Genomic DNA, 14,849 nt, shown 5'->3' with positions numbered 1-14,849 from the left:
TCAAATAGATACCTCCTCATTTTGAAATGTTTTCAATGCAGTGTGAACAGCCTCATCTGAAATAGATACGACATTCACTACCCCATATTCCTGCATTAGTACCATACGAATTATTCCTGCGTTTGCTTTTTTATCTTGCTTCATCACTTGTACAAGACGTTCTGTATTTAGATTTCTTGGCATATGTGGATAACCATACTGAGAAAACCAACGCTTCATTTCTTTATAGCCAAGGTCCACCTTATAAATTTGCTCACTTAAAAATATGGCAAATAACATACCAATTGCAACCCCATCGCCATGTGTGATGTTGCCATATCCCATCTCTTTTTCGAGTGCATGCCCTAATGTATGCCCAAAGTTCAAATGAGCACGCACTCCTTTTTCCGTTTCATCTTGAGCTACAATATTCGCCTTTACAGGAATCGCTCTCTTTAAAATATAAATTAACTTTTCATCTCTTATATCTTCCAATGTCTTCACTTCACGCTTTAACCAATGATATAATTCCACATCACCAATCAAAGCATGTTTAATTGCTTCAGCGAATCCTGAACGCCATTCTTTTTCCGGTAACGAATTTAAAAACGGCGTATGATACAGCACTGCTTCTGGCTGATGAAACGCCCCAATCATATTTTTTCCTAATGGATGATTAATGGCAACTTTTCCACCAACTGCACTATCATGCGCTAGTAACGTTGTTGGAACTTGAATGAAGCGAATACCACGCATAAATGTCGCCGCAATAAAACCAGCTAAATCACCGATCATTCCTCCTCCAAGTGCAACAACTAGAGAATGTCGATCCATCCCATTTTCAAGCGCTGAAGTATGAGCCGCATAAAAATTTTCAAATGATTTTTCTTTTTCTCCACTTGGAACAACAAATGAAAAAACATGTTTTTCTACTTGCAATGTATTCATAACTTTTTCTAAATGAAATGATGCGACAGATTCATCAGAAATAATCATTATATTAGAAACAGCTGGCTTTATATTTCGAACAAGCGTTGTCAAATGTGCCAACGCATCTTTTCCTACATATACATCATACTCTTTAGACTGCGCCTGAATATGTATTTTTTCCATTAAAATCCCCTCGCATATTCATTATGTTTCTTTATATTTTCACGAATACTATCTATACGATCTTCTCCAAATTGTTCTACTAGAGCTACCGCTAGCTCCCACGCAACGACTGCTTCTGCCACAACGCTAGCTGCCGGTACAGCACAACTATCAGAACGTTCAATACTCGCTGAAAAAGATTCTTTCGTATCAATATCAACGCTTTGAAGGGGTTTATACAGGGTCGGAATTGGTTTCATGACGCCTCGAACGACAACCGGCATTCCTGTTGTCATACCACCTTCTAATCCGCCCGCGTGATTTGTTCTTCTTGTATATCCATCTTCCTTATCCCAAAGAATTTCATCATGCACTTGACTCCCTGGTTTATGTGCTGCTTCAAATCCAATACCAATTTCTACACCTTTAAAAGCATTAATGCTCATTACTGCGGCTGCTAATTTCGCATCAAGCTTTCGATCATAATGGACATAACTTCCTACCCCAATTGGCATTCCTTCTACAATTACTTCCACAATACCACCTATAGAATCTCCACTTGTTTTTGCATCATCAATTGCCTGCATCATTTTTTTCCCTGCTTCTTCATCTAAGCAACGAACAGGAGACGCTTCTGTAATTTCTTGTAATCGTTCTATCGAGTCATATGCAAGCTTTTCTGTCTGCACACCACCAATTTCAATTACATGCCCTGCAACCTTTACACCTAACTCTGCTAAAAGTTTTTTCGCAACAGCGCCTGCTGCAACTCGAACTGTTGTTTCACGTGCTGAAGAGCGTTCAAGTACATTTCTCATATCACGATGTCCGTATTTAATGGCACCATTTAAATCAGCATGACCAGGTCTTGGTCTTGTAATTTGTCTTTTCATCTCTTTTGCTTCTTGTTCAGTCAAAGGATTTACTCCCATAATCTTTGTCCAATGGGTAAAATCTCGATTTTCTACAACGAGCGCAATTGGAGACCCGAGTGTATACCCATGTCTAACACCACTGACAATCTGCACTTGATCTTTTTCAATTTGCATGCGTCTTCCGCGGCCGTATCCTTTTTGTCTTCTCGCTAACTCTTCATTTATATCATCCGCCACTAGAGATAAACCTGCCGGAATTCCTTCTAAAATCGTTGTAAGTTGCGGACCATGAGACTCACCAGCTGTAATATATCTCATCGGTTATTCCTCTTTTCTTGTATTTATTTCATTTGTTCTAGCAATACTACAACACCATACTAAAAACGAAAATAGCAGGGCAGAACACATACTATTCGCTTAAACATAAATTTTTATCCTGTTAATACATAAAGTAAAGTTTCTATTAATTAAGAAACTTTACTTTATGTATCAATATATCATACCAAGCTTACCTTCGTAACTATTTGAAACTAAAAAAGTGCAAGAGGAAGTCATTATCCCCTTGCACTTTTCACTATTATCACAGTGATTAAAGCGTTTACAAATTATTTCAAAATAATTAGTAAATCCATTGATTCATTAATTTTGAGTAATCTACTAACTCTTCTTCTTTGAAGAAAATACCAATCTCACGTTCTGCACTTTCTAGAGAATCAGAACCATGGATAATATTTTTCGCAACTGTTACACCAAAATCGCCACGAATTGTACCCGGTGCCGCTTCATGAGGTCTTGTTTTACCCATCATATTACGAGCAGTATCTACTACACCTTCACCTTGCCATACCATAGCAAAAACAGGACCAGATGTGATGAAATCTACTAATTCACCAAAGAAAGGTTTTTCTGTGTGCTCAGCGTAATGTTGTCCTGCAATTTCTGGAGTCACTTGCATTAATTTCGCACCAACTAATTGAAAGCCCTTTTTCTCAAAGCGAGCTACAATTTCCCCAATGAAGGCACGTTGTACGCCGTCTGGTTTTACCATTAGAAATGTTTTTTCCATAAAAAATCTCTCCACTTCTGAATTATGTATGTAATTGTATATCCCCACACACATATTAACACCGTTATCACAATTGTGCAATAGTTTTGAAATAGAGAGATTATTTTATTTGTAAAAGAAATGCATTAAAATTTTCGTTTTCCAATATACTTCGCAACATTTTGCAATGCATATTTTGCTTGCCCACGTGGCAATGGTTTTATTACCTCTAATGCTTTATGTAAATAACGTTCACTAAACGCAAAAGCTTGGTCAATTGCTGGGCTATTTTTAATCGCATGAATAATTTCATTCATTTCACTTGCCGTTGTATTTTCATGAACTGCTACAATTTTCTCTCGAAGTTTTGGATCCTCCATAGCATACAGCGCTGGCAATGTAACATTCCCCTGCAATAAATCTCCACCTGCAGGCTTTCCAAGCTTTTCTTCTGTTGACACAAAATCTAAAATATCATCAATGATTTGATAAGACATGCCAACAAAATAGCCATACCAAAACAAACGATTCACCGTATCACGATTCGCTCCCGAAGCAATAGCACCTAACTGACAACTTGCTGCAATCAATAGTGCTGTTTTCCTCTTTATTCTTCGTAAATATGTTCTTAAATTTTGGTTGTAATTATACTTATCCTTAATTTGTTCAATTTCGCCTTTACAAACTTCCAAAATTGTATACGATAAAGCTTGATGTGCTTCTGGAACTTCCAAATTAGTAATACACTCAAGAGACTTTGCAAACAAATAATCTCCTGTATACATCGCAATTCGGTCTCCCCATTTCGCATTAACCGTTGGGCTACTACGTCGCAATAGCGCTGCATCAATTACGTCATCATGAACAAGAGAAGCCATATGAATAAGTTCTAGCGCAACTGCCACATGCTTAATTGCATCTAACTTATAGTCCCCAAATTTCCCTGCAAGCAACACAAAAACAGGACGAATCCGTTTCCCACCAGCTTCAATAAGCTGCAATGCCGCATCTTCTATTAGCTGTTGCTCTGAGGCAACAACCTTCTTTAATTCTTTTTCTATCACATTAATATCCGATCGTAAAAAAGAGTACATAAGTTGTAACTTCATATTGTTCACCTTAACCTAAAACGTCTTTTTTCTATTTTGAGCCGGGTTTAAACCCTAAATGCATAGCTGCTACTCCAAAAGTAAATGGTTTCACTTGTACACGCTCAAGCCCAGCGGACTCAAACATACTTGCTAATTCTTTCATCCCTGGGAATGTGCTAGCAGACTCCTGAAGCCATGAATATTCCTTATAACTTTTTGCGAACATTTTCCCAAATAATGGCATGATGTATTTGAAATATAAAACGTATCCCTGACGAAAACCAATCATCGTTGGTTGGGACGTTTCTAAACAAATTACTTTTCCACCCGGTTTTACCACTCGAGTCATTTCTTTTAATACGTGCATATAATCTGGAACGTTACGCAATCCAAAACCAATTGTTACATAATCAAATGTATTATCTTCAAACGGTAGTTCCATTGCATTCCCGTGCATAAGTTCTACATGTTTTAACCCTAAAGCTTTTACTTTTTCTTTTCCGACAGATAGCATATTTTCACTAAAGTCTAATCCATATACTTTTCCAGTCGTTCCTACTGCATCCGCAAGTGCAATTGTCCAATCAGCAGTTCCACAACACACATCTAACGCCTTACTTCCAGGCTGTACATCCATAATTCGCATTGTTTCTTTCCGCCATGCTTTATGTCTTTGAAAACTTATAACCGAATTCATTACATCATATTTATCAGAGATTTTCTCAAATACATCATGTACTCTTTCTTCTTTTGATTGCTGCATGCTCTTACCCTTCTTCCAATATAAAATTGCTTATGTTTTCAATTTACCTTTTAAAGTAGAAACTACATCTCCAATTTCTTTATGCTTTTGTAGAAATGCACGTTCTTGTTTGTCCACTTCTTCCAACCATTCTTTATATACGGTTTCCACGTTTCTGTCATCATCATTTGATAGAGTCGCTTGAACCGCTTGAAAAACAGGTGCATTTTGTCTTTCAGCATGCAATTGATACTCTTTTTGAAGACGATCTCTCCCTAATACATACGCTATAAATGGCTTCCAATATGATACATGAAAATGATCACATGTTTTCTGCAAAAGTGCGGATTCAATCGTCATCATACTTTCAATGACTTCATCAACTGTTTGATACGCCTTCTGATACAACATAATTTTATGTTCATTAATTTCTTTAATTCCTTCAGCGAGCGCACGAATCAGTACAATATCACAATTCATTGAAAGCAAATAATAATACAACCCACTATAATAGTCACCTGCAAGGACTGTAAGTTGACGCCGCTTATGAAATCCGCTCGTTTCTTTATCTGCTTTGTTTGACACTTTTTCATGTGTATCAAGAGCAATCTGCACAAGCATAATCGTTACTACATAATGATCAATTTGTTCTTTATGTAAATTTGCACTTTTTAAAGCAGCATATAAAAGCACTACTTTTTCTTCATCAATAAATGGTTCTTCAATATAGTTTATAAAATAAGGATGGCGCAGTTTTGCTAGCAACTGCTCCCTTATATCCGCATACCCTCCGTAGATGTCACACACAAAAAATCACCCTTGTTTTCTAATTCATAAAACCTATTATAACACATACATTCTATTTTCTATAACCAAAACTTAGGGAATCAAAACAAACTACAATTTAGATTTCTATTCATATAATATGCATAAAAAACAAAAAATCACTCATCCATAAGTTCATGGACAATCGAAAACTATATGTAACCCTTTATAAAATGATATAAATAAAAAAGAAAAGCAGTTTCCCGCTTTCCTTTACTTCGCCTTAATAAAAGACAAAATTTCACTACGTGCCGCTGCGTCATTTTCTAATACACCGCGCACTGCTGTAGTTACCGTTTTTGCACCAGGCTTCTTCACTCCGCGCATTGTCATGCACATATGCTCCGCTTCAACAACTACCATCACACCATGTGGTTCTAGTACTTCCATAATAGAATCCGCTACTGTTGAAGTAATACGTTCTTGAAGTTGTGGACGACGTGCAATTGTATCTACAGTACGAGCTAATTTACTTAAACCCGTTACTTTCCCACCACGTGGAATGTATGCAACATGAGCAACTCCGTAAAACGGAACAAGATGGTGCTCACACATCGAATAAAATGGAATATCTTTTACTAATACAAGCTCCTCGTGATCTTCCCCGAACACTTTATGCAAATGTTCCTTTGGATCTTCATGCATACCTGAAAATACTTCTGCATACATTTTTGCAACACGCTTCGGCGTATCAAGTACTCCTTCACGATTTGGATCGTCTCCAATTGCTTCTAGAATAAGACGCACTGCTTGCTCGATTTGTTCTAAGTTAACTTTTGCCATCCGCTTAACCCTCCCGAAAAACCTAAAAGTGATACGAACACATTCTAGCATATTTATGATTTTAAAAGCAAAAAGAAGAGTTCCCCAAAAAAGGAAACTCTTCTTCCCTGTTAATATGTAAAGATTATTTAACCGCATCTTTTAACGCTTTACCAGGTTTGAATGCAGGTACTTTACTTGCAGCGATTTCAATTTCCTCACCAGTTTGTGGGTTACGTCCTTTACGAGCCGCACGCTCACGAACTTCGAAGTTACCGAATCCGATCAATTGTACTTTATCACCTTGTTTTAAAGCTTCTAAGATAGAATCAAAAACAGCGTCAACTGCTTTTGTTGCGTCCTTTTTAGAAAGGGAACTTGCTTCTGCAACAGCATTGATTAAATCTGTCTTGTTCATGCCATTCACCTCCTCCCAAAGATAAGACTGTATAATGATCATAAAATGAGTCTTACTTTCATTTGTAGGCAATTTTTACAAATTCTATACTACAAAGATGTAGATAAATCATTATCAACGCCTATATTATACGATTCTCCTGTATAATTCAATATTTTTAAAGAAATTGTTACTACGAAAATGTGAAAAAACGATGAAACTTGACAATATGCTACAAAGTGTTAGATAATGTCTATTTATTTGCTAGTTACTCCCCTATAAAGCGAAACTCCCATCACAAACCGCGCACTCTCCACCTGTCCTCCTCCTTTGCGGTAGGTATTTTATCCGGGATAAAAAAAACAAAAGCCCCCTGCAATCAGGGAGCTTTTGCTTATAAAATAATGGCAATCAATCCGCCAGATCCTTCGTTAATAATTCTTTCGAGCGTTTCTTTTAATTTATAACGTGCATTTTCAGGCATTAAAGACAATTTTGCTTGAATCCCTTCTCTAACAATTGAACTCAGCGAACGTCCAAAGATATCAGAATTCCATATAGAAAGCGGGTCATCCTCAAAATCTTGCATTAAGTAACGGACAAGCTCTTCACTTTGCTTTTCAGTACCAATAATCGGCTCAAAAGTAGATTCAACATCGACTTTAATCATATGAATCGACGGTGCAACGGCCTTTAATTTCACGCCAAATCGCGATCCGTGGCGAATAATTTCCGGCTCATCTAGGCTCATGTCAGCTAATGCAGGTGCAGCCACACCATACCCTGTTTGTTTGACCATCCTTAAAGCATCTGAAACTTGATCATACTCCGTTTTCGCATGAGAAAAATCAAGCATCAACTTCAACAAATGATCTTTCCCTCTAATTTCTACCCCTACAACTTCTTTTAATATTTGATCGTACAACTCATCAGGTGCATATAAGTCAATCTCTGCAACACCTTGCCCCATATCGATTCCAGCTAGACTTGCCCGATCAATAAACTCATATTGACTAAACTGCCAGACAACACGGTCTACATCACGAAGTCGTTTTATATCTTTAACTGTCTCTTGAACAGCTTCTTGATAACTTTGACGTAACCAATGCCCTTCATTTAATACCATAACCCAGCTTGGTAGATTTACATTCACTTCCAAAACAGGGAATTCAAATAATGCTTCGCGAAGTACATTGTAAACATCTGTTTCCCTTAAACTCTCCACACTCATTGCCAATACAGGAATATCATGCTCTTCTGATAAACTTTGGCGTAACTTTTCTGTATCTGGATGATATGGCTGTACAGTATTAATAATCATGATAAATGGTTTACCTACTTCTTTTAACTCATTGATCACACGTTCTTCTGCTTCTATATAATCCCGTCTTGGAATTTCTCCAATCGTTCCATCCGTTGTAATGACAACCCCAATAGTAGAATGTTCTTGAATTACTTTACGCGTTCCAATTTCAGCAGCCTCATGAAACGGGATAGGCTCTTCATACCAAGGTGTATTGATCATTCTTGGGCCATTCTCATCTTCATACCCTTTCGCTCCAGGAACCGTATAACCTACACAATCTACCAATCGAATATTTACTTCAAGACCGTCATCAACCTGGATGGAAACCGCTTGGTTTGGAACAAATTTTGGTTCTGTTGTCATAATCGTACGTCCAGCGGCACTTTGAGGTAATTCATCTTGTGCTCTTTGACGATCTGAATCATTTTCGATATTCGGAATAACAACAAGTTCCATAAATTTTTTAATAAACGTTGATTTCCCTGTTCGAACAGCTCCTACAACCCCTAAATAAATATCACCGCCCGTGCGCTCAGCAATATCTTTAAAAATATCGACCTTTTCCAAGTGATTCCCTCCCTCAAAATTTTTGGGAATAATACAAGTTTGTATTTACATACAATAGCCTTCATTGATGTTTTTTATCATATAAAATATTCTAGAAGTGCGGACAATATATCATATGATTTTGTCCTAAATTCATATGACTATTTAAAAGGAACTTTTTTGTTTTCATCATAAGTTGTATTACATGAAAAAACCTTTCTTCTAGAACTTATTCGCTAAAAGAAAGGTTCATGACTTATCATTTAAAAAAAATTGGTTCTCCGTTTTTTACTGTATACGGTAAAGAGTATGCAGGCACAAATGGCGTATCTTTTAAAAGTATACTCCGAATATCTTCCCCCTCTTTCATTTTTTCTCCATTTTTTTGTAACATTTCATATAAATCCATTCGATAATCAACAAAAATCTCTCCTTTTTCATTGATTACAAGCGGCAATCCTCTTCCAGAATACGGACTTGTCACTTGCGGCACATCTTTATATCCCATTTTTTTAAAATCCAGTTCATAAACACCGTCTGCAATAACCTTTTTAAAAGGAGGATATTGATGATCATCGCGATACATTTGTAACTTCAACTGGACATCTCGTATTTGTTCCGCCATTCTGACATCAAGTAACTTTACCGTTGGATTTGTTTCTACATCTACTAATACATATTGATACACTCCACCACTCTCATATGCATTTCCAGGTGCTTCTTGTATATAACGTGGTGCAATTTTTTGAAAATCAATGGGGTACTTTTGATAAATTGGTGTATTCATATCACGCGTTTTAATCGGTAATAAGCCCGCATTTTGTTCCTTATATGTATTGACTGCCTTTTGAACAGCTTGTAACTGATCTTCATAAGGGACAGCATTTTGTTTCATATTTTCACTAGGATACATACATCCTGATAAAAGGCTTATACAACAAAATATTAAAATAATATAGGGTTTTTTCACAGGCAATCCATCCTTTATTTTCTCAATCCCATCCATTACAACTCGTTTACACATCTCCGCCTATCTCCTCACATTCTATCCGAAAATAAAGCGTGCTGACCATTCATTCTTATTGTTCAACCGGTCCACTAAACACTACAAGGAAAATAACAATCCCAGATACAATCATAAGTGTATAGGCAATACCTGCTGTAATCCCTTTCAAAATTTTATTCTTCATTTTATGTCTACTTAATAAAATAAAAACTACCGCAATAAACATAAATCCCATAGCTCCTAAAGAAAACCACATTTTTATCAGTCCTTCAGACATAGGCACACTCCTTAATTATTAATCTGTTTTTATATTATTTTAACAAATTAAAAATTTTAAACAAATAGAAAATAATATAAGATTCTTCTTTTTAGGGTGGGTGAGAATATCCGGCCATGCATAGAAGCGGTCAAATCCTTTTTCTGCCCCACGCCATGAGAAAACAAAAATAAAACCGAAGCGAATGTATCCCATTCGCTTCGGTTGACCAAATATGCCCACAAACAGCTCCATTTCCATTTTCATAGCTATCGTATGCAACCCTCGAATCCTTTGTTTCTCAAACTTTATTTTTTAAACATCTTACTTAACGAGCTAAAGTCCGCCGGCATATTATTATTAATAATTGCTTTTACAATTTGATTTTCTTGTTCTTTTGGTACCTCTCTTCCCGCCATTGTTGCAACTTGATGAATTAATTGACGTAGTACTTTTTCATCACGTAAATTTGCGTTTTGTACAGATGATGCTAATTTAAAAATATCATCTTTATTTACTTTCGCTTCTTTCTCAATATTATTGAAAATGTTATTATCCATTCCCTTCACCCTCTCTTCAATTTACACTCCATCCTATGCAAAAAGAAACAAATGGTGAAAAGCCCCAGAAAAACAAAAAGCTGTATACGTGCTTTTTTTGCACGCATACAGCTTTTACTTATAATAAATCGGGTATTGCTTCAACTTCATGTTTACGAACACGCCCCATCAATGATCCTACTGCATCTTTCACATTATTCCCATTGAATAGCACATCATATAAAGCTGACGTAATCGGCATTTCCACTTCCATTTTCTCAGCCATTTCGTATGCCGCTTTCGTTGTTCGTACACCTTCAACTACCATACCCATACTATCTAATACTTCTTCTAATGAATATCCTTTACCAAGCATATTTCCCGCGCGCCAATTTCGGCTATGGACACTTGTACAAGTTACAATCAAGTCACCCATTCCTGTTAAACCAGCAAATGTTAACGGATTGCCGCCCATTTTTCTTCCTAAACGCGCAATTTCCGTTAAACCACGTGTCATAAGAGCTGCTTTTGCATTATCCCCTAATCCGAGGCCATCTGTTATGCCGGCGGCTAATGCGATAATATTTTTTAGCGCTCCACCAAGTTCTACTCCAACGATATCTGGATTCGTATACACCCTGAAATAACTATTCATAAATAAGTCTTGTACTTCTTCAGCCGCTTCCATACGCTTCGCTGCAGCAGTAACCGTTGTAGCTTGACGAAGTCCTACCTCTTCTGCATGACTCGGTCCTGATAAAACAACGACATCTCGAATAAGATGCGCTGGAATTTCTTCTTCAATCATTTCCGAAATACGTTTCGAAGTTCCTGGTTCAATCCCTTTACTTGCATGAATCCAAGTCATCGGTCCTGAAACAAATTTTTTCATGTCTTGCAATACTTCTCGGTACGCTTTCGTCGGTACAACTAAAAGTACTGTATCTACATCTACTAATGCTTCCTCTAAAGAAGAGTAGGCTACGATTGTGCTTGGCAATGTAATTCCTGGAAGGTATCGACTGTTCTCATGTTTCATATTGATTTCATTCATTAGCTCAGAACGATTTCCCCAAATACGTACATCATGACCATTGTCAGCTAATACCATCGCTAACGCTGTTCCCCAGCTACCTGCTCCTACTACTGTGATTTTTTTCATAAAATCACATCCTCTCCATTAGTCTCTTGCTCTAGAAATAATTCGAATTGGCGTTCCTACAAAGCCAAATGACTCACGTAAACGATTCTTCAAGAAACGTTCATATGAAAAATGCATTAATTCTGGATCATTTACAAAGACAACAAATGTCGGTGGTTTCACCGCAACTTGTGTTGCATAGAAGATTTTCAGACGACTACCGTTATGTGTTGGTGTTGGATTCATTGCTACCGCATCCATAATTACGTCATTTAATACGTTCGTTTGTACGCGAATGCTATGACTTTCGTTTACTTCATTAATAACTGGTAATAATGTCTGTGTACGTTTCTTCGTTTTCGCAGATAAGAATACAATCGGTGCATAATCTAAGAATTGGAAATGCGCACGAATATTTTCTTCAAATGCTTTCATTGTCTTTTCGTCCTTTTTAACTGCATCCCATTTATTCACAACAATAATAACAGCTCGTCCTGAGTCATGTGCATAACCAGCAATCTTTTTATCTTGCTCAATAATTCCTTCTTCACCGTCTAAAACAACTAAGACAACGTCAGAGCGTTCAATCGCTCTTAGTGCACGAAGTACACTATACTTTTCTGTACTCTCATATACTTTTCCTTTTTTACGCATACCAGCTGTATCAATAATAACGTAATCTTGATCATCTTTACTATATGGTGTATCGACAGCATCACGTGTTGTTCCCGCTACGTTACTTACGATTACACGTTCTTGACCAAGCAATGCATTTACTAGTGAAGATTTCCCTACATTTGGGCGGCCAATTAATGAGAAACGAATTGTCTCGTCATCATATGCTTCTTCTTCAATTTTTGGAAAATGCTTTGCTGCTTCGTCTAATAAATCACCTAAACCTAATCCGTGTGTACCTGAAATTGGGAATGGTTCACCAAATCCTAATGCATAAAAATCATAAATATCATTACGCATCTCAGGATTATCCACTTTATTTACTGCAAGTACAACCGGCTTTTTAGAACGATATAAAATCTTTGCCACTTCTTCATCTGCAGCTGTTACACCATCGCGGCCATTTGTCATAAAAATGATAACATCCGCTTCATCAATCGCAACTTCTGCTTGTTGACGAATTTGTGTCAAAAACGGCTCGTCTCCAATATCAATTCCACCTGTATCAATAATGTTAAATTCATGATTTAACCATTCACCGGCACTATAAATACGATCTCGTGTTACCCCAGGGATATCTTCTACAATTGAAACTCTCTCTCCAACAATTCTATTGAAAATAGTAGATTTCCCTACGTTCGGGCGCCCTACTATTGCAACTACTGGTTTCGGCATATCATTTCATCCTTTCAACTTGCTTCTGTTTATTATGTAAAAAACCCTTCTTTGTGCAAGAAGGGATTTGCATTCCAGAATATTTCTCATCATATCAAAACACCTCATATTATATCACATGTTACTAATGTTTCACAATAATATATACATTCTCTTGTAAGCGATGGGCAATCCCGTCTAGAATCGCTTCTAAATTATTTGCTACAAACTCCATTTCTTCTTTCGATTCACATATAAATAAAGGTGCTCCCCCACCAAATTTTTCTGGCGTCGTTGTAATTACAGCAAGAATATAGCTTTCTAACATCATCGTAAATCTCCCCTTCCTTTTGGAGCCTCTGATGACATATGAACTGCACTTTCTAGTGTTGGTACATTTCCTATTACAGCAATCGCTTTTTTTACATCTTGATCTTGTGGGAGTACAAATATCCCTACTCTTCCATCTTCTAAGTCACGCTTAGCTAACGGGACTAACGCTGGGGTTCCAGAATCCCTGAATATACCTAATGCAACAGAGACATCATGCAAAATTGCCTGTCGTTGTCCAAGATTCGAAATTGTTACCCTTGCATCGATAGACTTAGGTTTTAAAATAAAGCCCATTCCGTACTTCATAATTTCATCTTGCCTTGCTGGTAATCCAATATTCATAATATAAATGTTATCAATATATAATCCTGCTCCTTCAAAACGAAGAGGCACATGCTCAACGTCCACAAGATCACGTAACCTTTTACCAGACATTAATGTTTTGGCAATAAAAAAACCTATTAATCCAGCCACTACCCCAGCAATCCATGAATGAAATCCTATATATGCAAATGTTGTCGCAAATGATGTTAACATCGCTAAATAGTTACGACTTTCAAATACTAATGCGATTCCCTCAATATACGTGTTTCCACGTGGTACAAGTTCATATCCATCAAGTTGTTGCAATGTATTTCTTTCCATATTTCGAACATCTCGAAATTGAGACGCAGCCAAAGTCAAGAAAGTAATTGCGGAAAAATCTTTCTTCAAAATAGATGGAATAGCAATTGCACCTAAGGCTGCTGCTATTAACCCCATAGCAATGTGAATGATTTTTCCATGTAAACGTGTCGGATACTGCCTTGTATCTGTACGAAGCATCAAAATTCGCGTTACTGTTCCAGCAATGACGCCACATAAAATGGCTGATGTATATTCAGTCATGTATTATCCTTGCCTTTCTTTTACATGTTTTTTTCTAAATTGTCCTCTATATGCTGATATTTTTACGATATAAGACGTGACCATAACAAGTAGTGTAGAAACAGCAATGCTATCAAAAAATGCCAAACTACCAAATTCATATGGAAAATGAAGCCTGCGAAAAATAAATGTTACCAGTATTTCACCTTGTAATGCTCCCGCGTATAAAGAACATAGACGCAATAAACGATCTCGATGTAATAAAATTGATGCATAAACAAGAGCACCGCCCAACATCCAAGTTCGATCAATAACAATCCAAACCGGATCATACACCCCTAATAAATGAAAACTTGTGTATAACATAGCAATAATAAGTGCCGACAATAAAGCGTATATTTTTTTCCATATAGAATATAGAGCAATCCCTAAAAAAGAAATAACACCCAGTATAAGAGCATTTACTGATACGGTGAAAGAAGCAATATATACAGTAATTTGTGAACAAATAATAAATACCAATATAACAGCACTTACTTTCCAACGAATTTCATCTTTTTTCAAAAAAAATGTTGTAACAATCCAGCCCATCCACGCTATGAAATAAAAATAACTTCCCTCCATATTTTCTCCTCCTATCATTTCCATTATGGGAACTTTTTATGAAAACTAATCCTTTTCTTCTTTTTGCATAGTTTTTTCTAATAACAGCAACACT

Annotated in this window: 17 protein-coding genes and 1 pseudogene; all 18 read right to left on the bottom strand. The window is 36.8% G+C overall.

What is annotated here, in order from left to right; all coding sequences use genetic code 11:
* Window positions 1-1,092, bottom strand: a complete 1,092-nt coding sequence (aroB, locus tag HRG09_RS04950; RefSeq protein WP_174099630.1) for a 3-dehydroquinate synthase — start codon at window positions 1,090-1,092, stop codon at window positions 1-3.
* Entirely contained in the window at window positions 1,092-2,264 is a 1,173-nt protein-coding gene (aroC, locus tag HRG09_RS04945; RefSeq protein WP_174099629.1) for a chorismate synthase, read from the bottom strand. Before aroC ends, aroB begins: the two co-directional genes overlap by 1 nt.
* Window positions 2,265-2,565: 301 nt before the next feature.
* Window positions 2,566-3,012 (bottom strand): nucleoside-diphosphate kinase, encoded by a 447-nt coding sequence (ndk, locus tag HRG09_RS04940; protein WP_174099628.1) that lies wholly within the window; start codon window positions 3,010-3,012, stop codon window positions 2,566-2,568.
* Window positions 3,013-3,137: 125 nt separating this feature from the next.
* Window positions 3,138-4,100: a heptaprenyl diphosphate synthase component II gene (hepT, locus tag HRG09_RS04935; RefSeq protein WP_174099627.1), complete on the bottom strand. Its 963-nt coding sequence runs from the start codon at window positions 4,098-4,100 to the stop codon at window positions 3,138-3,140.
* A gap of 31 nt (window positions 4,101-4,131) precedes the next feature.
* On the bottom strand, window positions 4,132-4,845 hold the full coding sequence (locus tag HRG09_RS04930) for a demethylmenaquinone methyltransferase (protein WP_174099626.1): 714 nt from the start codon (window positions 4,843-4,845) through the stop codon (window positions 4,132-4,134).
* Between the two features lie 30 nt (window positions 4,846-4,875).
* Complete coding sequence (locus HRG09_RS04925; RefSeq protein WP_174099625.1) at window positions 4,876-5,631, bottom strand: heptaprenyl diphosphate synthase component 1; 756 nt, start codon at window positions 5,629-5,631, stop codon at window positions 4,876-4,878.
* Between the two features lie 231 nt (window positions 5,632-5,862).
* On the bottom strand, window positions 5,863-6,432 hold the full coding sequence (folE, locus tag HRG09_RS04920) for a GTP cyclohydrolase I FolE (protein WP_017152519.1): 570 nt from the start codon (window positions 6,430-6,432) through the stop codon (window positions 5,863-5,865).
* 124 nt (window positions 6,433-6,556) lie between these two features.
* A complete protein-coding gene (locus HRG09_RS04915) occupies window positions 6,557-6,829 on the bottom strand; it encodes an HU family DNA-binding protein (RefSeq protein WP_001043860.1) in 273 nt (90 codons plus the stop codon).
* A 373-nt stretch (window positions 6,830-7,202) separates the two neighbouring features.
* Window positions 7,203-8,681, bottom strand: a complete 1,479-nt coding sequence (gene spoIVA / locus HRG09_RS04910) for a stage IV sporulation protein A (protein ID WP_174099624.1) — start codon at window positions 8,679-8,681, stop codon at window positions 7,203-7,205.
* A gap of 238 nt (window positions 8,682-8,919) precedes the next feature.
* On the bottom strand, window positions 8,920-9,630 hold the full coding sequence (locus HRG09_RS04905) for a hypothetical protein (protein ID WP_174099688.1): 711 nt from the start codon (window positions 9,628-9,630) through the stop codon (window positions 8,920-8,922).
* 109 nt (window positions 9,631-9,739) lie between these two features.
* Window positions 9,740-9,943, bottom strand: a complete 204-nt coding sequence (locus HRG09_RS04900; RefSeq protein WP_174099623.1) for a DUF2768 domain-containing protein — start codon at window positions 9,941-9,943, stop codon at window positions 9,740-9,742.
* A 39-nt stretch (window positions 9,944-9,982) separates the two neighbouring features.
* Complete coding sequence (locus HRG09_RS04895; RefSeq protein ID WP_174099321.1) at window positions 9,983-10,204, bottom strand: hypothetical protein; 222 nt, start codon at window positions 10,202-10,204, stop codon at window positions 9,983-9,985.
* A gap of 26 nt (window positions 10,205-10,230) precedes the next feature.
* The gene (locus tag HRG09_RS04890) at window positions 10,231-10,482 is read right to left on the bottom strand and encodes a stage VI sporulation protein F (RefSeq protein ID WP_174099622.1); all 252 of its coding nucleotides are present in this window, start codon (window positions 10,480-10,482) and stop codon (window positions 10,231-10,233) included.
* A 118-nt stretch (window positions 10,483-10,600) separates the two neighbouring features.
* Entirely contained in the window at window positions 10,601-11,623 is a 1,023-nt protein-coding gene (locus HRG09_RS04885) for an NAD(P)H-dependent glycerol-3-phosphate dehydrogenase (RefSeq protein WP_174099621.1), read from the bottom strand.
* An 18-nt stretch (window positions 11,624-11,641) separates the two neighbouring features.
* On the bottom strand, window positions 11,642-12,952 hold the full coding sequence (der, locus tag HRG09_RS04880) for a ribosome biogenesis GTPase Der (RefSeq protein WP_174099620.1): 1,311 nt from the start codon (window positions 12,950-12,952) through the stop codon (window positions 11,642-11,644).
* Between the two features lie 124 nt (window positions 12,953-13,076).
* Entirely contained in the window at window positions 13,077-13,262 is a 186-nt protein-coding gene (locus HRG09_RS04875) for a capping complex subunit for YIEGIA (RefSeq protein ID WP_174099619.1), read from the bottom strand.
* Window positions 13,259-14,152, bottom strand: a complete 894-nt coding sequence (locus HRG09_RS04870; protein WP_174099618.1) for a YIEGIA family protein — start codon at window positions 14,150-14,152, stop codon at window positions 13,259-13,261. Before HRG09_RS04870 ends, HRG09_RS04875 begins: the two co-directional genes overlap by 4 nt.
* Window positions 14,145-14,755: pseudogene (locus HRG09_RS04865) on the bottom strand (YphA family membrane protein). Before HRG09_RS04865 ends, HRG09_RS04870 begins: the two are co-directional and overlap by 8 nt.
* Window positions 14,756-14,849: the final 94 nt, after the last annotated feature.

This window comes from Bacillus sp. Xin1 (assembly GCF_013314535.1).
Taxonomy (GTDB): domain Bacteria; phylum Bacillota; class Bacilli; order Bacillales; family Bacillaceae_G; genus Bacillus_A.
The sequence above is the reverse complement of the archived record's forward strand: the minus strand, read 5'-3'. Positions and strand labels throughout refer to the sequence as shown.